The 21,379-nt window shown below is 50.9% G+C and carries 20 protein-coding genes; 16 read left to right on the forward strand and 4 right to left on the reverse strand.

Translation table 11 applies throughout. The features are described 5' to 3' along the window. Window positions 1-97: 97 nt before the first annotated feature. Genes QWY27_RS02265 through QWY27_RS02275 form a run of 3 tightly spaced genes read left to right on the forward strand, consistent with a single transcriptional unit; the run spans window position 98 to window position 2,796 of the window. The gene (locus QWY27_RS02265; RefSeq protein ID WP_290194580.1) at window positions 98-1,330 is read left to right on the forward strand and encodes a lipoprotein-releasing ABC transporter permease subunit; all 1,233 of its coding nucleotides are present in this window, start codon (window positions 98-100) and stop codon (window positions 1,328-1,330) included. Continuing rightward, window positions 1,323-2,006, forward strand: coding sequence for an ABC transporter ATP-binding protein (locus QWY27_RS02270; RefSeq protein ID WP_290194318.1), 684 nt, complete (start codon window positions 1,323-1,325; stop codon window positions 2,004-2,006). The genes QWY27_RS02265 and QWY27_RS02270 overlap by 8 nt, the downstream gene beginning before the upstream one ends. Beyond that, entirely contained in the window at window positions 1,996-2,796 is an 801-nt protein-coding gene (locus tag QWY27_RS02275; protein ID WP_290194582.1) for a TatD family hydrolase, read from the forward strand. The genes QWY27_RS02270 and QWY27_RS02275 overlap by 11 nt, the downstream gene beginning before the upstream one ends. A 36-nt stretch (window positions 2,797-2,832) precedes the next feature. Here the strand turns inward: QWY27_RS02275 and QWY27_RS02280 are convergent, their stop codons facing one another. Then, window positions 2,833-3,264 carry a hypothetical protein gene (locus QWY27_RS02280; protein WP_290194320.1) on the reverse strand — a complete coding sequence of 144 codons (432 nt, stop codon included), beginning with the start codon at window positions 3,262-3,264 and terminating at the stop codon, window positions 2,833-2,835. 204 nt (window positions 3,265-3,468) lie between these two features. Between QWY27_RS02280 and QWY27_RS02285 the strand changes: the two genes are divergently transcribed. The 7 genes from QWY27_RS02285 to greB all read left to right on the forward strand — a co-directional run bounded on the left by QWY27_RS02285 (window position 3,469) and on the right by greB (window position 11,977). Further along, a complete protein-coding gene (locus QWY27_RS02285) occupies window positions 3,469-4,194 on the forward strand; it encodes a response regulator (RefSeq protein ID WP_290194321.1) in 726 nt (241 codons plus the stop codon). Beyond that, window positions 4,191-5,642 carry an ATP-binding protein gene (locus tag QWY27_RS02290; RefSeq protein ID WP_290194324.1) on the forward strand — a complete coding sequence of 484 codons (1,452 nt, stop codon included), beginning with the start codon at window positions 4,191-4,193 and terminating at the stop codon, window positions 5,640-5,642. The genes QWY27_RS02285 and QWY27_RS02290 overlap by 4 nt, the downstream gene beginning before the upstream one ends. An 83-nt stretch (window positions 5,643-5,725) precedes the next feature. After that, a complete protein-coding gene (locus tag QWY27_RS02295; protein ID WP_290194325.1) occupies window positions 5,726-8,266 on the forward strand; it encodes a DNA internalization-related competence protein ComEC/Rec2 in 2,541 nt (846 codons plus the stop codon). Window positions 8,267-8,408: 142 nt separating this feature from the next. Then, the gene (locus QWY27_RS02300) at window positions 8,409-9,398 is read left to right on the forward strand and encodes a Bug family tripartite tricarboxylate transporter substrate binding protein (protein ID WP_290194327.1); all 990 of its coding nucleotides are present in this window, start codon (window positions 8,409-8,411) and stop codon (window positions 9,396-9,398) included. A 175-nt stretch (window positions 9,399-9,573) separates the two neighbouring features. After that, on the forward strand, window positions 9,574-10,548 hold the full coding sequence (locus QWY27_RS02305) for an alpha/beta fold hydrolase (RefSeq protein ID WP_290194330.1): 975 nt from the start codon (window positions 9,574-9,576) through the stop codon (window positions 10,546-10,548). A gap of 19 nt (window positions 10,549-10,567) precedes the next feature. Next, window positions 10,568-11,419 (forward strand): PHP domain-containing protein, encoded by an 852-nt coding sequence (locus tag QWY27_RS02310; RefSeq protein ID WP_290194332.1) that lies wholly within the window; start codon window positions 10,568-10,570, stop codon window positions 11,417-11,419. A 6-nt stretch (window positions 11,420-11,425) separates the two neighbouring features. Continuing rightward, window positions 11,426-11,977 carry a transcription elongation factor GreB gene (gene greB, locus QWY27_RS02315; RefSeq protein ID WP_290194335.1) on the forward strand — a complete coding sequence of 184 codons (552 nt, stop codon included), beginning with the start codon at window positions 11,426-11,428 and terminating at the stop codon, window positions 11,975-11,977. Here the strand turns inward: greB and QWY27_RS02320 are convergent. Together QWY27_RS02320 and QWY27_RS02325 are read right to left on the reverse strand one after the other, a co-directional pair. Then, window positions 11,965-12,831 carry an SDR family oxidoreductase gene (locus QWY27_RS02320; protein ID WP_290194337.1) on the reverse strand — a complete coding sequence of 289 codons (867 nt, stop codon included), beginning with the start codon at window positions 12,829-12,831 and terminating at the stop codon, window positions 11,965-11,967. The two genes, greB and QWY27_RS02320, sit on opposite strands and share 13 nt — an antisense overlap. Next, a complete protein-coding gene (locus tag QWY27_RS02325) occupies window positions 12,828-13,712 on the reverse strand; it encodes a class I SAM-dependent methyltransferase (protein ID WP_290194340.1) in 885 nt (294 codons plus the stop codon). The genes QWY27_RS02320 and QWY27_RS02325 overlap by 4 nt, the downstream gene beginning before the upstream one ends. A 66-nt stretch (window positions 13,713-13,778) precedes the next feature. On the opposite strand from QWY27_RS02325, the gene QWY27_RS02330 reads away from it, so the two are divergent. The 4 genes from QWY27_RS02330 to QWY27_RS02345 are packed head-to-tail and all read left to right on the forward strand — an operon-like array spanning window position 13,779 to window position 17,234. Next, window positions 13,779-14,933, forward strand: coding sequence for a TGL-type protein-glutamine gamma-glutamyltransferase (locus tag QWY27_RS02330; protein WP_290194342.1), 1,155 nt, complete (start codon window positions 13,779-13,781; stop codon window positions 14,931-14,933). Between the two features lie 46 nt (window positions 14,934-14,979). Then, window positions 14,980-15,825 carry an HAD family hydrolase gene (locus tag QWY27_RS02335; protein ID WP_290194344.1) on the forward strand — a complete coding sequence of 282 codons (846 nt, stop codon included), beginning with the start codon at window positions 14,980-14,982 and terminating at the stop codon, window positions 15,823-15,825. A gap of 7 nt (window positions 15,826-15,832) precedes the next feature. Continuing rightward, window positions 15,833-16,276 (forward strand): tRNA adenosine(34) deaminase TadA, encoded by a 444-nt coding sequence (tadA, locus tag QWY27_RS02340; RefSeq protein WP_290194584.1) that lies wholly within the window; start codon window positions 15,833-15,835, stop codon window positions 16,274-16,276. 1 nt (window position 16,277) lies between these two features. Continuing rightward, window positions 16,278-17,234 carry an LD-carboxypeptidase gene (locus tag QWY27_RS02345; RefSeq protein ID WP_435433433.1) on the forward strand — a complete coding sequence of 319 codons (957 nt, stop codon included), beginning with the start codon at window positions 16,278-16,280 and terminating at the stop codon, window positions 17,232-17,234. Window positions 17,235-17,242: 8 nt separating this feature from the next. On the opposite strand, the gene QWY27_RS02350 is transcribed toward QWY27_RS02345, so the two are convergent. After that, window positions 17,243-18,580, reverse strand: coding sequence for an alanine/glycine:cation symporter family protein (locus QWY27_RS02350; protein WP_290194346.1), 1,338 nt, complete (start codon window positions 18,578-18,580; stop codon window positions 17,243-17,245). A gap of 156 nt (window positions 18,581-18,736) precedes the next feature. Between QWY27_RS02350 and QWY27_RS02355 the strand changes: the two genes are divergently transcribed. Next, a complete protein-coding gene (locus QWY27_RS02355; protein ID WP_290194348.1) occupies window positions 18,737-20,341 on the forward strand; it encodes an ABC-F family ATPase in 1,605 nt (534 codons plus the stop codon). 7 nt (window positions 20,342-20,348) lie between these two features. Next, complete coding sequence (gene tsaD / locus QWY27_RS02360; protein ID WP_290194350.1) at window positions 20,349-21,377, forward strand: tRNA (adenosine(37)-N6)-threonylcarbamoyltransferase complex transferase subunit TsaD; 1,029 nt, start codon at window positions 20,349-20,351, stop codon at window positions 21,375-21,377. Window positions 21,378-21,379 lie beyond the last annotated feature (2 nt).

A 21,379-nucleotide genomic window follows, 5' to 3' on the forward strand; every position in this document is an offset into this window, starting at 1 on the left:
TTGTAGTGTCTAGACTGCCTGTTTGGTTGTTTGATGCGATAATGTTTGCGTGTTTAAACTACCTTACGAACTCTGGATTGGTGCTCGCTATGCGGGTCTGAGTCGCACGCGTGCCCGAGGCGGCCGTCGCGACGGATTTGTCTCGTTTGTGGCTGCGACATCGATGGCCGGTATCGCGCTTGGCGTGGCGGCTTTGATTGTTGTGTTATCTGTCATGAATGGCTTTCAGAAAGATGTGCGCGATCGCATGCTTTCTGTCCTCCCTCATGTCGAAATATACGTACCTGGCGAGGACCCGATGCGGGTGCTCGAGCAGTGGACCGATCTCGCAAAACAAGCGCGACAGTCGCCTCAGGTTGTCGGCGCTGCGCCTTTTGTTGCGGCGCAGGCAATGTTGATGCGTGGTCAGGACCTTCGCGGTGTTCAGGTCCGCGGGATCGACCCGGAGGCTGAAAAAGAGGTATCCGAGGCCGGCAGGCAAATGGTCCGAGGCAAGATGACCGATCTTAAGCCCGGGAGCTTTGGAATTATTCTTGGCCAAGAGTTGGCCGATATCCTTCAGGTTCGAGTAGGTCAAACCGTGATGATGCTCGCGCCTGCCGCAAATATCAGTCCCGCGGGTTTTACACCTCGAATGCGACAATTCACGCTTGTCGGCACATTTCGCTCCGGACATTACGAATACGATTCATCGCTAGCATTCATTGATGCCACGGATGCTGCCAAAATGTTCAGGGATGGCGGTTTGGCCGGCATCCGTTTGCGCGTCGATGACATGCACCGCGCCCCCGAGATTGCTCAATCTCTGATTGCACTCATGCCTGGCAATGTTGCCATCGCTGACTGGTCGCGCAACAACAGAACCTGGTTTGCCGCTGTCCAGACTGAAAAACGCATGATGTTTTTGATTTTGACCTTAATTGTCGCTGTTGCGGCTTTTAATCTCTTGTCTTCCTTGGTGATGGCCGTCAAGGACAAGCAGTCAGACATTGCGATTTTGCGCAGCTTTGGCGCGACACCCGGCGAGGTTGCCAGGATTTTCCTGGTTCAGGGCGCACTGATTGGTGTGGTGGGGACGCTTCTGGGTGTGGCGGGTGGGGCTGCGATTGCTTTTAATGTGGATGTCTTGGTGCCAGCGATTGAGCGCATGATTGGTGTGCAGTTTCTGCCTCGAGAGGTTTATTTCATTAGCGCCTTGCCCTCTGATCCACAGCTTAAGGACATCACAACGATCGGTATCACATCCTTGGTCATGTCCCTGCTTGCCACCTTGTATCCAAGTTGGCGTGCCTCGAGACTTCAGCCTGCCGAGGTGCTGCGCCATGACTGATTTAGCACTGCAGGCACGAAATATCTCCAAACATTATGACGACGGCAACACTCGAATCGATGTGCTGCAAGATGTCAGTCTGGATATCGCGAGAGGTGAGCTTGTGGCTGTGATCGGCGCATCAGGTTCTGGCAAAAGCACGTTGCTGCATGCGTTGGGTTTGCTGGATGTGCCAAGTTCCGGGTCGATTACTGTAGCCGGTCAGCCAGCAGAGGGTTTATCCGAGTCAGCTCGTAGTCGCCTGCGTAATCGTGAACTCGGATTTGTCTATCAGTTTCACCATCTACTCCCTGAGTTCACTGCGCTGGACAATGTAGCCATGCCGTTAATTGTTCGTCGTGAATCCAGAGATCTTGCGCGTCTGGAGGCTTTAAAAGTTTTGGAAATGGTGGGATTGTCCGCGCGGACAACACATTATCCTGGACAGCTCTCTGGTGGCGAGCGTCAGCGTGTCGCGCTCGCGCGTGCCTTGGTTGCGCGGCCCGCCTGTGTATTGGCAGATGAGCCCACCGGTAATCTTGATCGTCATACTGCCCATCAAATGTTTAAACTCCTTAAACAAGTCAACGCTGAATCCAATACGGCTTTTTTGATTGTGACGCATGATCCTGAGTTGGCCGCACTGGCTGATCGGCGCTTGTACATGGATGCCGGGCGACTGGTCGATGCTCCTTGATACCCACTGTCACCTCGATGCGCTAGAGTTTGAGGCAGATCGCAAAGCAGTTATCGATCGCGCGTTGCAGGTCGGAGTCAAAGCAATCGTGATCCCTGCAGTTGAAATGGCTAATTTTGATCGAGTCCGTTTGCTCGCGCATGAGTTTAAAGAGGGTTTTTATGCGCTTGGCATTCATCCCATTTACGTTCAGCACGCGACAGAACAGCACTTGGTCGAGCTTCATCAAGCCTTGTCATTGCATCGAAATGATCCCAAGCTGGTTGCCGTTGGCGAAATAGGGCTGGACTTTTTCGTTCCTGAGATCAGTCATGGGGCGCAGCGTCTCAAACAAGAGCATTTCTATGCGGCACAACTTGCCATGGCGTGCGAGTTTGATTTGCCTGTTATTTTGCATGTGAGACGATCGCAGGATGTTCTGCTGAAGTATTTGCGTCGCAGTGCCGTCTGTGGCGGCATCGCGCATGCTTTTAATGGCAGTATGCAGCAAGCCAGTCAATTTATTGAGCATGGATTTGCTTTGGGCTTTGGTGGTGCAATGACTTATTCAAGGGCCTTGCAGATTAGGCGATTGGCATGTGATCTTCCGTTGAGTGCATTGGTCCTTGAAACGGATGCTCCAGATATTGCGCCTGCATGGCTCACGGATACTCGACGGAATGAACCGAACCAAGTTTCTGGTATAGCAGCAACACTTGCCAGACTCCGAGGCGTTTCTCAAGCTCTTGTTGAGCAGGAGACTGCAAAAACTGCACAGCGAGTCCTGCCTCGATTAGCGGGACTCGCTTGAAATGAATCGAACTGTCAATCCATCTGTATGACTTGATTAACCAGAGTGTGCGCCGTGCTGGTGTTTGCGCCCGCCCTGATGGTCAGGTAAGGTGATTCCTTTTTCTTTTGCGCGTTTTTGCATTTCAGTACGCATGGAGGTGCGCAGTGCTTGACGCTCTTCAGGTGTTTTGGCCGCTTGCATTTTGGCGCGCATTTGATCGCGTTCTTCTTGCGACATCAGTTGCTTCATTTCAGCGCGTTGTCCCTTCATGCCGTGTTGCTTACCTTGCCCCATCCCGTGCCCCATGCCTTGCCCATGGCCCTGACCGCGACCCATTCCAGGTGTTCCGGCAGGAGCAGTAGTCGCGGCCGATGGCTTGCTTTCAGTAGTTTGCGCGGTCACTGACTGAGCCTGGGCGCTGGCGAATGCCACACAAGTACCCAATGTGGCGAGAATAGTCGTTGCGATGTTGCGTGTGCTTTTCATGGTGTATCCCTTCAAGTTTAAGGTGAGATCGCCGCCACAAACATAACAGTGCAGCGGATAAGTCACATTGAATCAGTTCAGGGACGATTTTTTATGTCGTTTTAGTATTGTTTTGTAGCAAAGATCGAGGAAACATCACGTTGATACATTGCAATACAATTTAGACCTGTTTACTGCTGTTTTCGAGGGAGTCAAGCTGGCATCATGAGCGCCATGGATCACATTCTCATCGTTGACGACGACCGCGACATCAGGGAACTGTTGAGCGAATATCTCCAAAAACAGGGCTATCGAGTCAGCGTGGCCGCGGATGGTCGTGCCATGCGTGTATTGATGACGCGTGCCACGCCAGATTTGATCGTGCTGGACTTAATGCTGCCAGGTGAAGATGGATTGACCTTGTGCCGTGAGGTGAGGGCGCATTCCGATATCCCGATCATCATGTTGACCGCTCGGAGTGAAGAAGTGGACCGTATTGTCGGCCTGGAAATGGGTGCGGATGACTATCTTGCAAAACCCTTCAGCCCCCGGGAGTTGGTTGCGCGCATTAAAAGTATTCTGAGACGTATGCGCGCACTCCCTGCCAATTTAAAGCCAGACCAGGCAAAGTCGCTACGGTTTGCTGGTTGGAAGCTTGACATTGCGACGCGTAATCTCATTTCTCCGGAGGGAGTGACGATTGCGCTCAGCGGAACGGATTACAAACTATTGCGTATTTTTTTGGATCATCCCAATCGCGTTTTAAACCGGGATCAGTTGATCGACATGACCCAGTCCCGCGATGCCGGCCCATTTGATCGCAGCATTGACTTGCAGGTGAGCCGACTGAGGCGTCGCCTGAACGACAACCCTAAAGAACCCACGATTATCAAAACCGCACGGGGAGAGGGTTATGTTCTTGCCTCAGAAGTCATCATGGATCACGAATGAAACTCTCTCTGCGCAGACTGTTACCACGGTCACTTTTTAGTCGGTTAGTCATTATTTTTGTGCTTGGTTTGCTCGTGGCTCAAGCAGTAAGTCTGACGATTGTTTTGCAAGACAGGGGAGAGTTTCTCTCGCGCGCCAGTGGCGTGCAATCAGTCCGTCGCATCGCCGATACAGTCATCTTATTTGATACTGTGAACATTCAAGAGCGCGCACGTTTAGTGAAATTATTAAGCTCGCCTGCTATGCGAATCATGATCACGACTGATCCTCCCGCATTGCCCAAGCTGCGCAGGCAAGATGAAAGTTTTGATTCTCCACAGTCTGTTTTTTTTACTTCTATTTTACAAAGAGCCCTAGGTCGTGAGCGTGAAATCAGATTGGTTGTGCTTGAACCGACGCGCGCTCCACGACCGCCCGATCAAGAGCGTCCTATTGGTCCCATGATAGGCCGAGGCTATGCGTCTGAACACATGGGTCAACAGGGTCAGAATGTGGGTAGGCCTTTTGCGCGTTTAAGTGCATCTGTTGTCGCGCAAGTTCGGCTCGACGATGGAAGCTGGGCAACCTTTGACTCTCAGCTCCAGCCCGAGGCTTGGACTTGGCCTTATCGGGCGCTATTCAGTGCGCTTGTTTTATTTTTGACTGTTGTTCTACTTGCGCTAATCGGTGTGCGCTGGGTCACGCGTCCGTTAAAAAATTTCGCCTCTGCGGCGACTGAACTTGGTAAAAATATCGATCGTCCACCTGTTCCGGAAACAGGACCCGTTGAGGTTGTTCAGGCTGCGCGTGCACTTAATGGCATGCAAGCGCGTCTATCCAAATACTTGCATGACCGCACACATATTTTGGCGGCCATGTCCCATGATTTAAAAACACCTATTACGCGCATGCGGCTTCGGGCTGAACTGCTAGATGATGAGTTGGTTAGAGAAAAATTTACCCGCGATTTGACCGAGCTCGAAGCCATGGTGAGCGGGACACTTGATTTCATGCGAGGACTTGAAACGAGCGAAGCTCTTCAACCCTTGGATATCAATGCTTTGCTTGAAAGTTTGCAAACAGATGCGCAAGAACTTGGTCAGTCTGTCGAGGTGACGGGTAAAGCTGCACATCCCTATACATGCAGACCGACAGCCATGAAGCGCTGCCTGTCCAACTTATTGGACAACGCAACGAAGTATGGTGGCGCAGCACACGTTCAAGTGATTTCCTTACCTGCATCACTCCATATCGTAATCAGTGACGATGGGCCCGGTGTGCCTGAGCGCGAGTTGGAGCGCTTGTTCGATCCTTTTTATCGCCTTGAATCCTCACGTAATCGCGATCATGGCGGGACAGGTCTCGGTCTGACCATTGCTCGAGGTATTGCCGAACAGCACGGTGGAACATTGATTTTAAAAAACGGCTTAAAGAAAGGTCTGGAGTGTCATCTCGACCTACCTACGTAATGTTGCGCTTGGATAAAGCGTATTTATCCTCTAGCTTGACCTGATCCTTGTGCGGCAACATCCAGCGTTTGTCTGGAGCGGAGATGGGCAGACTTCTGGCGCTAACAATTGTTGCCGCTTGCGTTTTTTTTCAGACACTTCCCGATGTGCTTGACTGGCGCATGTTGCTTGGCGTCACTGGCGTGTCTTGCGTGGCTATCGTTCTGTGTTGTGCAATCTCACGCTGCATTGCAACTTGGTATACAGGCTCGGCAGTCATCATTTTGCGAACCTTGACTCGCATTTTTATCCTATTGACTACATGGATGATCGCCTTGAGTTGGGCAAACTGGCGAGCTGAAATCAGACTCAAGGATCAACTGGAGACTGCTCAAGAAAACGTTGTGACGCGGGTTTCGTTTCTGATCACTGGCTTGATACAAGATCAAGGTGATAGCTTCAGGTTTGAAGCGCAAGTGCAAGTTGAGCCACAAACGAAAACGCTTCCGGTCGGCATTCCGCGTAACATACAAGTCGTTTGGCCCAAGCCCGGAAAAAATCGCTTTCAAACGGAGCCAGAACGCTTTCCAAATGAAATCTTGCCCGGTCAGCAATGGCGCGCGGCGTTGATTTTTCGGCGTCCGCGGACTGCGCTCAATCCCCATGGATTTGATTATGAGGCGCACTTGCTGAGTCGCAACATCCGCGCAATCGGTCGCGTACGCGGGCATCCGGTCTTACTTGCTCATGCGCCATTTTCCTCTTTGCAAGTCATGGTGTCGAGCGCCCGACAGAGATTACGCGCAGCGATGCGAGAGCATGTCGGCCAGATGAAATTTGGTGCAGTTCTGATTGCTTTGGCTATAGGTGATCAGGATAGCGTTCAGTCTGAACATTGGGATATTTTTAACAAAACAGGTATCACCCATCTTGTATCAATCAGTGGTTCACATGTGACGATGCTGGCAGCTTTTGGTGGTTTATCCATGTTGTGGTGCTGGAAACGTTTAAGGTGGCGGGGAAGATCCGCGGGGGAACGCATACCGGCCAAAGTGGCAGCAAGTATTGCCGCCCTGGTTGTCGCATGGCTCTATTGTCTGTTGGCAGGTTGGGGCGTCCCGGCACGACGCACCTTTTTCATGTTGCTCGTCTCTGGTCTGCTGCTCATTTTGCGCTTGCCCACGACACCCTCGAGCGTGCTATGCCTGGCCGCAGCAGTCGTGACAGTCATTGACCCGTGGTCTCCGGTTACGACTGGCTTTTGGTTGTCGTTTGGCGCAGTTGCTGTGCTTTTTTATGTCGGAAATCAGTCACAAGACTCGCGCACAGAACCACAGAAATTTTTTCATCGTCTTTGCATAGTGCTGAAAGTCTCCGCACGCTTGCAATGGATCATCACGCTTGCCATGTTGCCTGCGCTGGCTTTTTTGTTTCAACAGGTTTCTCTGAGTTCCCCCTTTGCCAACGCAGTCGCTATTCCTGTTGTGACATTTGTTGTAACTCCGCTTGCTTTGATAAGCGCGGTTTTATCAGCCTTTCCAGGTTTGTCGATTTTCTCCTTTTGGACGGCTTGGTTGGCGCATATTTCACTGGAATTTTGCATGGTTCCCGTCACGTGGTTGGCGCAGGCGCCCTGGTTATCGCTTACAGTTGGGGCGATGCCAGTCTGGATGTTGACACTCAGTATTTTGGGGATTGTTTGGGCGTTGCAACCGCCTGGCGTACCTGTCAGATGGGTGGGTTGGACATTGCTGCTGCCTGCTTTGACCTGGCAGCCACAGAAGCCTGGATTCGGCGAGTGGCGTCTGATCGCTTTAGATGTCGGTCAAGGTGGATCGGTATTGCTTCAAACCCAGAATCACACCTTGCTATTTGATGCGGGCCCCAAGTTGGGTGACAGTGATGCAGGACAGCGGGTAGTGATCCCACTATTGAGGGCGTTGGGTGTACGGTATTTGGATACTTTAGTGATTTCCCATTCAGATGTCGACCATGCTGGCGGCGTTCCAGGTATCTTGCGTGAAATTCCCGTCAGAGAAACCTTTTCCAGCTTTGATTTACCGCAATGGCTTGAACATACAGAGCGCGTATTAAAGCTTTCAAAACCTGTCACGCGTCCTCCAATCATGTCTGCGTGTCTGGCTGATACGCAATGGGAGTGGGATGGCGTGATTTTTCGCGTGCTTCATCCTCAGCTTGAGGCAGTTGAGTCGTTAAACAATACATCTGAACGCCCAGCAAAGAAGAAAGTTCGCACGAATGCAAAGAGTTGCGTCCTGTATGTACAAGGGCGTCAACACGCTGCTCTGATGCCAGGTGACATTGGTGTCAAACAAGAAGAGTCGCTGATGCAGAATATGAGTCTGAAAAGCGATGTTGTTGTGGTGCCTCACCACGGATCTTTGACCTCATCTGCACCTGTCTTTGTTACGAATCTGCAGGCGCAGCATGCGATTGCACAGTCAGGATATCTGAATCGCTTTTCGCATCCCGCCCATGAAGTTGAGCGCCGCTGGAGGCAGGCGCAGACGGAATTTTGGAGAACCGACAATCATGGCGCCGTCACCGTGGAATCGAGCGAAACGGGATTAAGGGTCTATACGGAATCCGTTCGCCGCAAACGCTACTGGCATCAAAGAGATTGATTGTTCACTTAGTTTGCCTAATCCAGCGGAATTTGGCAAATTGTCAGTTATTCGACAGGAACTCAGGGTAAAGTAAGGCTTGCCTTTAGACATCTATCGAATGGCGAGTGAGTAGGAATATAAAAAGCACACTGGAGACTGAATGATGCAAGTTAAACATCCAATAATGAATCAGGCAAAGAAAATCGCCGCAATCGCCGGCTTGGCTTCGATTGCCCTTTTAGGTGCGACGCAAGCGAGCGCCCAGGTTTTTTCCGATAAACCTATTCAGTACATTATTCCTTTCCCACCAGGTGGAGAGTCCGATGTTGTGGCGCGCTTGCAAGCTGATATTTCAGCCAAGCAGTTCAAACAACCCATGGTCGTTATTAATCGTGCCGGTGCGGGAGGGGCCTTGGTATGGAGCCAGTTGAATGGCTATCCTAACGATGGTACGAATATTATCGGGGTCAATATCCCCCATATCATGTTGCAGCCACTTCAAGAGGGCACGCAATACAAAACCAATGACGTGAACTCTGTTTATTATTATCACTTTACGCCAGATGCTTTGATGGTTTCGGCTGATAGCCCTTACAAAACATATCAAGAGTTTATCGCTGCCGCAAAGAAAAATCCCGGCAAGATGACGCTTGCGGGTTCTGCTCAATATTCTGCGAATCACATGGCGACTGAGCGTTTGAACAAGCTAGCCGATGTCAAGGTGAACTATGTTCCTTTCAAGGGAACTGGCGATTTGATCTCCTCTTTGATCGGCATGCATGTTGACGGCGCAATGGGTTACTTGCCACTGGCGATTCAACAAAAGAATCGTGTGCGGACACTTGCTGTGGCAACCGAGCAGCGACATCCTGCTTTGCCCGATGTACCGACATTTAAAGAACTGGGTTTGAATTGGGTGGACGGCGCATACCGCGGGATTGCAATGCCAAAGAGTACGCCGCTAGAGACGCAAAAGAAAATGTCTGATTACATGGCTAAACTCAATGCGGATCCGGCAACTAAAAAACGTCTTGAGGACAGTGGTTTTGTCTTGGTCGACATTCCTCTGGACAAAATTCCTGCTTTCATGAAAGAAAAAGAGCCTTTGGTCATGGAAGATGCCCGCAACGCAGGCATGCTTAAAAAATAATCAAATGTTCTAACTGTGCCTGAGGTTTGGGTGCGATGTTGAGTGGTATTTTTGGCCAGAGTGCAGAGCCTCTCTGGCCTTTTTCTTTATTGCTGCAATGCAACCAAAGCTTCAATGAAGGACTACAATAGAAGAATGGCAACTTTGTTTTTTTAATGACCCTTAGGGATTGATCATGCCATCGCAGATATCTTCTCCACGCCTACATGCTGTGTCTTGCGTCAGTCCTGCTGGCTTGCACCGTATGGCCTATCACGAGTGGGGAGATCCACAGCAATCTGAGATTGTGTTGTGTGTCCATGGTTTGACACGTACGGGGCGAGATTTTGACGCGCTTGCCCAGTCACTTTCCTCCCGATTTAGAGTGATCTGTCCCGATGTGGTCGGCAGAGGTCAGTCTGACTGGCTGACTCAGCCAGATGCCTATGCTGTGGGACAGTATGCCGCTGATATGGTGACGCTCATCACTCATTTGCGTCCCACCAAATTACATTGGGTCGGGACGTCGATGGGGGGATTGATTGGACTGGTCTTTGCGGGTTTGCTGGCCCAATCCCGAAGCAAACGCACTCAGGTCCCTCCTGCACAAAGCCATTTTATTTTGCCTGAGACAGATCTACGTCTTGATTCGCTGACTCTCAACGATGTGGGACCTCACATTGAGCTTGCGGCTCTCCAGCGTATCGGAGAATACGTCGGCGAAGCTGTGAGTTTTACGAGCTTTGAGCAGGCAGTGGCCTACATCCAGGCCACCTGCGTTTCGTTTGGTCCACACACTCCATCGCAATGGGAGTCTCTGACCCGTCATGTTTATATTGAGCAACACGGAAAGTGGGTCAAACATTACGACTTGTCGATTGCTCAAGCCTTTAAACAGTTGACTCCAGAGGCTTCAGCGCAAGGTGAAGCCTTGTTATGGGGGGCTTTTGCCAGTATTCAAACTCCCATACAGATCATTCGAGGACAGCTTTCAGATCTGCTGTCCGAGCAAACGTGTCAAAAAATGCTTCAAGTTCAACCCCACGCTCAGCTCGTACAAATACCCGAGGTCGGTCATGCTCCAACCCTAATGACTCCTGAGCAGATTGCTATCGTCTCGAAGTTTCTGTTCAGTCAGGGCGAGAAACGCCTTCATAGTGCTGGGGTGTAAAAAACTAGGTGTGCATACGATGAATACTTTTGCCGATAAATTTTGTGCTGATTTACATTGTCATTCGACTGTATCAGACGGCATTTTTGAACCTGATGAGTTGGCGTTACGTGCTAAAGAATCCGGTGTCACACTCTGGTCGTTAACCGACCACGATGAATTATCCGGTCAGGAGCTTGCGAGTCAGACGGCTCGTGCGATCGGACTTAATTATCTGACAGGCGTCGAGATTTCAGTCACTTGGGCGAACCAAACGGTTCATGTGGTCGGGCTTGGTATCAATCCGACTGATGCCACCTTGGTGGAAGGCTTGCGTCGCACGCGTGCAGGACGCGCCGATCGCGCCAAGCGCATTGGTGATCGACTGGCCGCGCTTGGGATGCCAGGCGCATTTGAGGGAGCACTACCTTTTGCTGGAAATCCGGAGTTGATTAGCCGCACGCATTTCGCCCGGTTTTTAGTGCAGGCCGGATATTTTTCTGATGTGCAGGCAGTATTTGATCGCTTACTCAAGGATGATGGTCCTGCGCACGAGCCGATGCAGTGGGCCACGCTTGAGGCGGCGGTCACTTGGATTCGTGGAGCGGGAGGTGTATCGGTGATTGCCCATCCTGGTCGTTACAAATATACGCCAACGCAGTTTTCGGGGTTATTTGATACTTTTAAAGACTTGGGTGGTCGAGCAATCGAAGTGGTAACGGGTAGCCATAGCGTTCCTCAGTTCAAGGAGTTCGCCCAAGTGGCACGATATTATGATTTTCAGGCCTCATGCGGCTCTGATTTCCACAGCCCGGATGAAAGTCGTGTCCAGCTCGGAAGCCTGCCCCCACTTCCCGCCGACTTGAAACCTGTCTGGCAAGATTTAGTTTGAAATCTCATGAATAAAGCGTTTGTCAAAGAGCAGGATGGAGCCGATGAAGATGAACTGCCAGAGTCGCTCACTCTGCCTGCAGGGACCAAAAATTATCTAACGCCCGGAGGTTATGCATCTTTACGTGACGAGCTTGCGCATCTTATGAATGAAGAACGTCCTGCCATGGTGCAAATTGTCTCCTGGGCTGCCTCAAATGGCGATCGCTCCGAAAATGGTGACTATCTGTATGGAAAAAAAAGGTTGCGAGAAATCGATCGCCGCATGCGTTTTCTGACCAAGCGTTTAGAGATCGCCGAAGTAGTTGATCCCGCACTCCAACTTAACCGTGATCAGGTATTTTTTGGCGCCACCGTCCTGTATGCCAATCAAGATGGACAAGAGTATCGCGTCACGATTGTTGGGGTGGATGAAGCCGAGCCTCTGAGAGGTCGCATTAGTTGGGTTTCTCCTGTAGCACGCGCGTTGACCAAAGCGAAGCTCGGCGATACCGTGACACTCAGAACCCCGGGCGGAATTGAAGAGCTCGATATTTTGGAAATCAACTATCCGGATTGATAAAGTGAGGCGTAGCCCTCTCTGCTGTCGGGCCAGCTGAGCGCAAAGCCGGAGTTGAGCAATCTTGCATTGCTCAGGCGCTTGCTACCAACAAACATGGGCGAGGCCCCCTCGGGCGGTAAGGGGCCGCCAACGAGTTGAGCAAGTGATGTGTAGAGCGTGCGTATTGGCAAGGGTGTACTGTCGGTTATCAGGTACGTTGGCTTCGGATTGGGGAGTGTCATCAGGTGGGTTATGGCGCGGGCCGCATCATCGACATGGATCCGATTGGCCCAATGAACGGGAGTGGAAGGCGCCGCGACAAGACCCTGTTTTAACTTGTCCAACAGGGCGGTGCGTCCTGGTCCGTATATCCCGGATAGTCTGAGACTAAGTGTCGTCACGCCATGTGTGAGCCCATATTGTTTGAGCCATTCCTCGCTTTCGTTCAGCACACGACCATTGAAGTTTTTGGGCTGAACGGGCGTGTCTTCGTCGACCCACTCATCCCCATGTTCGCCATACACAGCGGTGGACGAGACAAAAAGGATGCGTGTCAAAGCAGCGCTGGCTGTGCTTGTGACGATGTTTTGCAGGCCTTCAAAATAGACCGCGCGGTAATCCGCTTCGGTGCGCACGTTGGGTGCAGCACAAAACAGAACATGCGTCAGATTCCGGGGTAAATTCTGCAACGTCTTTGGCTTTGATAGATCGGCTGCGATCCAGTTCAGACCGCCGGGAGACGACTCCTCCGGACGAGCGGAGCGTTTGAGTCCCCAGACTTTATTTGTAGGATTCTTCAGGATATGAATGGCAACGCGTAGTCCTAGGTCGCCACAACCGGCAATCAACAAACGGATTGGTAGAGGGCTCATATTGACGACTCCTTTAGCTCAGACTGAGATACCCGCCCAGTCGTAGGCACAAAAAATCGCTCTTTGAGTTCCTCAAGTCCCAGCCGCTCAAGTAGCGCCTGCAGACGCGCAATGACGTGGGGCTTGGACGGACCTTTGCGTTGCGCAATGAGCAATTCGTTTTTCATTGAATGTTCCCAACCGACTAACTCCGTAACGGTGACTTGGTAACCGTGTGCTTCAAGCTGAAGACAACGCAGAGTATTGGTCACTTGACTCCCAAATTCTCGGGTATGGAGTGGATGGCGCCAAATTTCGGCAAGCGGGTCTTTCAATTGTGTTGCCTTGTGCTTGCGCAAGACCCCTGCGACTTCGGCTTGACAGCAAGGAACAAGCACCATGTATTCGGCACGTTTTGCCAGCCCAAAGCGAATGGCATCGTCTGTCGCCGTATTGCAGGCGTGCAGAGCAGTGACAAGATCAACTTCTTTGGGGAGGCTAGAAGAGGCGATGGATTGGGAAACGGTTTCATTCAGAAAACGCATTTGCGTAAAACCAAGCTCTTGGGCAAGTTTTAGAGTTTGTGCAACGAGTTCAGGTCTTGTTTCAATACCGACCATGGTGGCGGCAGGCGCGTGGTGACGTAGATAGAGGTCAACTAGTATAAATCCCAGGTAGGATTTACCCGCACCGTGATCGACCACCCAAAAGTCTTCACGTTTAAGCTGAATCTGTTTCAGCAAGGGCTCAATGAACTGGAACAAGTGATAAACCTGTTTTAACTTGCGCCGACTGTCTTGGTTGAGCTTTCCATCTCGCGTCAGAATATGCAGCGCTTTAAGTAACTCGACGGATTGTTCTGGACGAATTTCAGGGGTCGACATGGTGTGGGTGTATGACATACAGTCAACATTGAGGCATACTGACTGGTATCGAATAAAGGTTTAACTTAGGAACTCTTTATCTCAATGATTGATTATTCAAAGCATAAGATAGAGGAGCTTGAAGGCATTTGTTTGTTGTTTGATCAAGAGCAGCAAGCGCGTCACACAGCTTCTGAAATCAAAAATTGGAGGCAAGCTCATGGAGCACAAGCTTACCTCAATATTGAACTCAGTTCTTACAAAGGGCAGCACCTTGTTCAGGTCACCGCAACGTCTGCTTTGCAGGACATGACTCCTGGTTATGACACGCTCAATCTGAATAAAAAACTGGGTTTGAATACGGTTGAATATCCTGAGCAGCTCGATCTGGAGATTGTGCTGTGTCTAGCGCGGGCGCCTATCGCGTATTGCTTTCCGTCGTTCGAGGAATTTGAGGCCGCAGTGCGTGTGCGTCATTTTGCTGTCGAGGCTGCGCGTCGAACCGAACTCGCTTTTAATCCTGACGGTTTTGAACGTCCTCAAGAGTGCTGGACTTATGACGAGCGAAGTGGTTTTTTATTGCGTCCCGGTGTGGATATGGTTGAGGCTTTAATCAAGACTACTCAGCCAGAGGTGTCTGGCCAGCAGCTCTACACTTTTTCATGCGGTCGTGCGGCCGAGTACATTGTCTTGCTCGCCATTGCTCAAGAACTCAAAGCCCACAATCCGGCGCTCTACGGTGCGCTTCAAAAACAATGGCAGACGCGCGCTTTACTCGCAGATGACTTCAACGACGCTTTTATTTACGAAGTTGGCAGTCTGGATCACCCTTTACCGATGCGTTTTTATGTTCCCGGGAGTCGCTTATGGTTCAGAAACCCTGATAGTCACTCAGCTGATGTGGAGGGATTTGAGGGATCTTGGGTGGTTTATCATGGTGGCGGTGAGTTTTGTAATCTTTGGGAACGTGCAAAACCCTTTACTTTGATAGACAAGTGTCTGGAGATTTACCACTGGCGCGATGGCGTTTATTTTGATGCTGCAGGCGAGATCAAAATGAATGAAGACATTGTCCGTGAAAAAGTGGCGTTGACAAAACAGTCTCCTGTTGAAACGCAAAGAATTGTCGATCGGATGATGCGCTACCGTGACGTCAGAGGCGTCTATGCAGAGGGTGGTTGTATCGATGCTTCTCGGGACGTTGTGCGCTGGGTGTGTCCTGGAAGTTCAGACTTGGCACTCGGCTCTCACTTAAATTAGTCAAGGTCGTTACAATCAGTGTGTTCAGAACCGCCGGAAACAGACGATGTCTGATGTAATCGCGTTGATTTTTGATTTTGACGATACCTTGGCTCCAGACAGTACTTCGGGCTTTCTGGAGAGTATTGGCGTGGATACGCAGCAGTTTTGGTCAGGCCGAGTAGATCCCCTGTTGGCCAAGGACTGGGACCCTGTTCCTGCCTATTTACACGAGATGATCGCCTTATCAAAAGAGGGCATGCATGGTCCGATTACGCAAGAGCGTTTGAAGAAGTGGGGCCAAGCGCTACCCTTGCACACTGGTGTTGAGACTCTTTTTCGCCGTTTACGAGAACAGGTGAGACTGGTTCACCCTCAAGTTCAGCTTGAGTTTTATCTCATTTCCAGTGGAATTGGCGATGTGGTGCGTCACACCCGAATCGCGTCTGAGTTCACTGCAATTTGGGCATCCGAGTTTATTTATGATCAGCATGGCGGAATAACATTTCCGCGCAGAGTCGTGAGTTTTACAGATAAGACTCGCTACCTCTTTCATATCCAAAAAGGGATTGTCGGCCCCGCTTACATTGGTAAACCTTTTGAAGTCAACCGCAAAATTCCTGAGGATCGTTTGCGCGTGCCCTTTGATCAAATGGTTTTTGTAGGGGATGGCTATACAGACATTCCTTGTTTTTCGCTGATTCGCAGCTCAGGAGGCTTTGCGTTTGGGGTCTGGGATCCCAAGCATCGTGACAAGCGCAGTCGTGCATGGGGATTCATCGAGGATGGACGGGTATCTAATCTGAATCAAGCCCGTTACGATGATGATGCCGAACTCTATCAATGGCTTGAAGAGGCCTTGACAAGTCTAGCCGGTCGAATCGCGTTGAAGTCACGAGTCTATCGTGGATGAATCTTGGATGCGGCTTGCTTTAGCGCAAGCCCTGCAGGCTCAAGATTCGGGCGAGGTGCCCGTTGGCGCTGTGATTGTCGATCGTTGCGGTGACATGCTGGCAACAGGATTTAATCGCACAATCCAGGATCATGATCCGACCGGTCACGCAGAGGTTGTTGCTTTGCGCGCAGCTGCCAAGAAAATGGGTAACTATCGATTACCCGGCGCGACGCTTTACGTGACACTTGAACCTTGTGCGATGTGCCTGGGAGCCATCATGCATGCACGTCTTGCTCGCGTGGTGTTTGGTGCCGCAGACCCTAAAACCGGAGTGTGTGGCAGTGTGTTGAATTTACCTGAAGAGCCGCGTCTTAACCACCACACCGAGGTGCAGGGCGGTGTTCTCGAGCACGAGTGTGGCGAAACGCTCAGAACCTTTTTTAAAAGTCGTCGTAACAAGGAGACTTAAGTTGAGTCGTAGTCCTGGCAGTAACAATAAAGTCTCCACCTCTGTGTCAAATGCAGGACATAGTGGACTGTATATCTTCAGTCCCTCAAGCGCAGTTGCGGATGCCAAGGTCCTCTCAAGAGGTGTGAAGCGTCTGGAAAAAATGGGTTTTAAAGTGGCGCTCGATCGAACAGTACTTGCCCGCGAACAACGTTTTGCGGGGACTGATGCGCAACGATTGGCAGCGTTTGAACGTGCCACGAAACAAAAACTGCCGATTGTGATGGCTTCGCGTGGCGGCTATGGCGTGACGCGCTTACTTCCGCATTTGAACTGGCGCGCCTTGGCTGACTCCGGAAAGCGATTTGTGGGACAAAGCGATTTCACAGCTTTCAACTTAGCGCTTCTGGCCAAAACTGGTCTAATCAGTTACGCGGGACCCACGGCCTGTTACGACTTTGGCGCCGTCAAGCCTGAAATTCTTACAACTGAGATTTTCGGTGAGGTGATGCGGGGCGAGCTTGAAATTTTAAGTTTTGAATCACCCCAGGCCGATCCTGTGGATGGCCGAGGTGTGTTGTGGGGGGGGAACCTCGCGATGATTACCGCTTTGATCGGGACACCTTACATGCCGAAAATCAAGGGAGGCATTCTTTTTGTCGAGGATGTTGGTGAGCATCCTTATCGTGTGGAGCGTATGCTTAATCAATTGGCTCAAGCCGGTATTTTGGGTAAACAAAAAGCCCTGCTATTAGGTGGTTTCACCGATTATCGGTTGGCAGAGCATGATCGTGGGTACGATCTAAACTCTGCGATTGATTTCATTAAAAATTCAGTCAATATTCCGATTGTTCCTGGTTTGCCATATGGGCATACGCCAATTAAAGTGACACTTCCTATTGGCGCCAAAGTTGGTCTTGCAACAGAGGATGGCATGGCTCATCTTGTTCTTGACGAGCATACAGAAACAAGCAGCTGAGTGTTGCATCAATCCTTAGCTGGTCGCTCTGCGGCAAGGTAAGCTTGTGTCTCTTTGATGACGACTCCCGACAAGAGGACAATACCGATCAGATTGGGGAAGGCCATCATGCCGTTGACGACGTCAGAAACGGCCCACACGAGATCTAGAGACACAACCGTGCCAATCATGACAAATCCAGTGTAGAGGCAACGGTATGGCCAAACGATGCGTTTACCCAACGCGTACTGCGCGCATTTTTCGCCGTAATAGCTCCAACCGAGAATAGTCGAATAGGCAAAAAATATTAAACCTATTGTGACGATCCAGCCTCCAGGCCCGGGCAACATCGCATCAAATGTTTGCGCGGTCAGGGCTGCGCCCGTGACACCAGACTTAAATTGTCCACCCATTACTAATACGATGCCGGTGATGGAGCAAACAATGATTGTGTCGATAAACGTTCCTGTCATGGACACGAGTGCTTGTTTGACGGGTTGATCAGTTTTGGCCGCTGCAGCCGCGATTGGCGCAGTACCGAGACCCGCTTCGTTGGAAAAGACCCCTCTTGCCACACCGTAACGAATCATGGACCCGATGGCACCACCCGCCACAGCTGAGCCTGTAAAGGCGTCCGAAATAATCAACTGTAGTGCTGGCCAGAGCAGGCCGATATTAGAAACAATGACAGCGAGTCCACCGAACAAGTAAATCGCTGCCATAAACGGCACGATCACGGCGGTGACGCGCCCGATGCTTTTAATACCACCCAGTATGACCAGTGCAGTAATCGTTGTCAGCACCACGCCCGTTAACCAGCCAGATACACCAAAACTTGCCTCGATGGACTGGGCTAGGGAGTTGGACTGCACCGAGGCGCCAGTCCCCAATGCCGCGATCATGCCAAATACGGCAAACAACATACCGAGGCCTTTCATTTTGAGGCCGATCGAGATGTAATACATCGGGCCACCGGACATCGTGCCATCGGTTTCTTTAACCCGATATTTCACTGCCAGCAAGCCTTCTGCATATTTGGTGGCCATTCCAAAAAAAGCGCTGACCCACATCCAAAAGAGTGCGCCCGGTCCACCTAGCACCACGGCGGTGGCCACACCTGCGATATTGCCTGTGCCAATCGTTGCGGCCAGTGCGGTCATCAGAGACTGAAATTGTGAGATGTCACCGGGTAAATTTGGGTTTTTACCTTTTGAAAATGCCATACGGAGCGCCGAGGGGAGAAGACGTATTTGAAGCGCCCCCAGCCTGATCGTCAGGTACACACCGGTTCCAACAAGTAAAACCAACAGAATAGGTCCCCAGACGTAACCACCCAGGGTATGAAATAAAATAGTAAGTTGTTCCAACTTTTTCTCCTCGCCTTGTGTCATGAAGTGCAGCCTTGTTGCTGACCCTGCGCATAATAGTTATGGAGAATTTAAAAAGGGCTGTTTTGCCCGTGTTGTTACACTGAAAACATATCTATCAAGATGTAACTCCATTATTTACTAAAGTAGCCTAACGTGATAACAGCATCAAACCTAGCCATTCAGTTTGGACCCAAGCCTCTTTTTGAAAACGTCAACGTCAAGTTTGGGGAGGGCAATCGCTATGGGTTGATTGGCGCAAACGGCTCAGGCAAGTCCACGCTGATGAAAATCATTGGTGGTGATTTGGAGTCGACTGCCGGGAACGTTTACTTGGAGCCGGGTTTGCGCTTGGGCAAATTGCGTCAGGATCAGTTCGCATTCGAGGACTATCGGGTGTTGGATGTCGTGCTGATGGGACATACTGAAATGTGGGAGGCCATGTCTCAGCGCGATGCGATCTATGCCAATGCAGAGTCTACAGATGAGGACTATATGCGGGCAGCGGATCTGGAGGCCAAGTTTGCCGAGTATGACGGCTATACCGCTGAGGCGCGTGCCGGCGAGCTTTTGTTGGGACTAGAGTTTCCTGTTGAACAACACCAGTTACCGATGCGTGAAATCGCACCAGGCTGGAAGCTTAGAGTATTACTTGCTCAAGCGCTTTTTTCGAATCCCGATGTGCTGTTGCTTGACGAACCGACCAACAACCTAGACATCAACACCATTCGCTGGCTGGAAAATGTATTAAACGGTTATCAAAGCACGATGATCATCATCAGTCATGATCGTCACTTTCTGAATCAGGTGTGTACACATATGGCTGATTTGGATTTTGGTGAGTTGCGAGTCTATCCGGGAAATTACGACGACTATATGCTGGCTTCCACGCAGGCGCGGGAGCGCGTGTCCAATGCAAACTCCAAGGCCAAAGAGCGCGTGAGCGAATTGCAGGATTTCGTGCGACGCTTCTCTGCCAATAAATCCAAAGCCCGTCAGGCCACATCTCGATTAAAGCAAATCGATCGTATTAAATCCGCCCAGATTGAGGTCAAGCCATCCTCGCGCCAAAACCCCTTTATTCGATTTGAACAAATCAAAGTCCTGCATCGTCAGGCCGTCACGCTTGATTTGGTTGAAAAAAGTTTTGATGCGCCAGTGATCCGGCCTTTCTCGGCTATGGTTGAAGCAGGAGAAAAAATTGCCATCATTGGTGCGAACGGAGCAGGTAAAACGACTTTGCTTAGGATGCTCGCGCTCGATTTGACACCTGATCGTGGATCGATCAAGTGGTCTGAACATGCTGATCTTGGATACATGGCTCAGGATGTTTCTGATCTATTTATGGATAAAGACAGCAACTTGTTTGAGTGGATGACCCACTATCGTCAGCCAACGGACGATGATCAGTCGATTCGTTCAGTCTTAGGACGTCTGCTTTTCTCAGCAGATGATTTACCTAAAGCGCCCAATGTTTTGTCTGGCGGTGAAAAAAACCGTATGACCTTTGGGCGGTTGATGCTTCGAAAACACAACGTCATGCTACTTGATGAGCCGACCAATCACTTGGATATGGAGTCGATTGAGTCTTTACAGCTTGCACTCGACAAGTATCCCGGGACTTTATTTTTTGTCTCCCATGACCGTGAGTTTGTATCTGCTCTAGCGACGCGCGTCTGGGAGATCCAGCCAGGCGGAAACGTGACGGATTATCGCGGTCCTTATGAGGAGTATCTTGCTTCGAAAGGTATTGAGGACTAGCGAACTTATGATCGTTCTCGGGTTTGAAAGTTCTTGCGACGAAACAGGTGTCGCGGTTGTCTGCACGGACAGAGGTCTACTGGCTCATGCATTGCATACTCAGGTTGCCATGCACGCTGCCTACGGCGGCGTGGTGCCTGAGCTGGCCTCACGCGACCATGTTCGCAGAGTTATTCCATTGACACGGACAGTACTTAAGGATGCTGGCTTGAGCTTGAGCGACATTGGAGCCGTTGCCTACACAGCCGGGCCGGGGCTCGCCGGCGCGCTGCTGGTCGGGGCAAGTGTGGCGCAGTCGCTGGCCTGGTCGCTGAGCTTGCCTGCTATCGCCATTCACCACCTCGAAGGACACTTACTGTCCCCCCGCTTGTCAGACCCTTGTCCGGATTTTCCTTTTGTCGCCTTGCTTGTATCCGGTGGGCATACTCAATTGATGCGCGTCGATGACGTCGGTCAGTACACGTTGTTGGGTGAAACAATGGACGATGCAGCCGGAGAGGCGTTTGACAAAACCGCCAAGCTTCTTGGTCTGGGGTATCCCGGAGGCCCTGCCTTGGCCAAACTGGCAGAGCAGGGCCATGCAGCGGCGATTCAACTGCCTCGTCCGATGTTACACAGTGGTAATCTTGATTTTAGTTTTAGCGGCCTTAAAACCGCAGTCCTGACAAGATTAAAAGCCGAGCAGGCACAGGCAGTGGTGAGTGAGACACTTGCCGCTGATTTGGCTGCCGCCACGCAAGAGGCGATTGTTGATGTGCTAGTTTCAAAAGCGATTGCCGCGTTGGATCAAACGGGTCTTAAACGACTGGTTGTGGCAGGGGGTGTGGGTGCCAATCGTTTGTTACGTCATCAGTTGGCGCATGCCTTGGTCAAACGTAAAGCCGAGGCGTTTTTCCCTCCGCTGGAGTTTTGTACAGACAATGGCGCCATGATTGCCTTTGCCGCTGCGCAACGTATTTCGAGAGGCTTGGTCGATTTGAGTGTTCAGCACCACGGTTTCGATGTTCGACCGCGTTGGGATCTTGCAACACTCTGAGG

It is taken from the genome of Zwartia vadi (genome assembly GCF_030410375.1).
Taxonomy (GTDB): Bacteria; Pseudomonadota; Gammaproteobacteria; order Burkholderiales; family Burkholderiaceae_B; genus Zwartia; species Zwartia vadi.

Excerpts from the sequence above, each read along its gene's own strand:
- QWY27_RS02305 (WP_290194330.1), top strand. The coding sequence starts at position 9,574 with ATGCCATCGCAGATATCTTCTCCACGCCTACATGCTGTGTCTTGCGTC.
- greB (WP_290194335.1), top strand. The coding sequence starts at position 11,426 with ATGAATAAAGCGTTTGTCAAAGAGCAGGATGGAGCCGATGAAGATGAA.
- QWY27_RS02335 (WP_290194344.1), top strand. The coding sequence starts at position 14,980 with ATGTCTGATGTAATCGCGTTGATTTTTGATTTTGACGATACCTTGGCT.
- QWY27_RS02285 (WP_290194321.1), top strand. The coding sequence starts at position 3,469 with ATGAGCGCCATGGATCACATTCTCATCGTTGACGACGACCGCGACATC.
- tsaD (WP_290194350.1), top strand. The coding sequence starts at position 20,349 with ATGATCGTTCTCGGGTTTGAAAGTTCTTGCGACGAAACAGGTGTCGCG.
- QWY27_RS02290 (WP_290194324.1), top strand. The coding sequence starts at position 4,191 with ATGAAACTCTCTCTGCGCAGACTGTTACCACGGTCACTTTTTAGTCGG.
- QWY27_RS02280 (WP_290194320.1), bottom strand. The coding sequence starts at position 3,264 with ATGAAAAGCACACGCAACATCGCAACGACTATTCTCGCCACATTGGGT.
- QWY27_RS02310 (WP_290194332.1), top strand. The coding sequence starts at position 10,568 with ATGAATACTTTTGCCGATAAATTTTGTGCTGATTTACATTGTCATTCG.
- QWY27_RS02320 (WP_290194337.1), bottom strand. The coding sequence starts at position 12,831 with ATGAGCCCTCTACCAATCCGTTTGTTGATTGCCGGTTGTGGCGACCTA.
- QWY27_RS02325 (WP_290194340.1), bottom strand. The coding sequence starts at position 13,712 with ATGTCATACACCCACACCATGTCGACCCCTGAAATTCGTCCAGAACAA.
- QWY27_RS02300 (WP_290194327.1), top strand. The coding sequence starts at position 8,409 with ATGATGCAAGTTAAACATCCAATAATGAATCAGGCAAAGAAAATCGCC.
- QWY27_RS02275 (WP_290194582.1), top strand. The coding sequence starts at position 1,996 with ATGCTCCTTGATACCCACTGTCACCTCGATGCGCTAGAGTTTGAGGCA.
- QWY27_RS02295 (WP_290194325.1), top strand. The coding sequence starts at position 5,726 with ATGGGCAGACTTCTGGCGCTAACAATTGTTGCCGCTTGCGTTTTTTTT.
- tadA (WP_290194584.1), top strand. The coding sequence starts at position 15,833 with ATGCGGCTTGCTTTAGCGCAAGCCCTGCAGGCTCAAGATTCGGGCGAG.
- QWY27_RS02270 (WP_290194318.1), top strand. The coding sequence starts at position 1,323 with ATGACTGATTTAGCACTGCAGGCACGAAATATCTCCAAACATTATGAC.
- QWY27_RS02330 (WP_290194342.1), top strand. The coding sequence starts at position 13,779 with ATGATTGATTATTCAAAGCATAAGATAGAGGAGCTTGAAGGCATTTGT.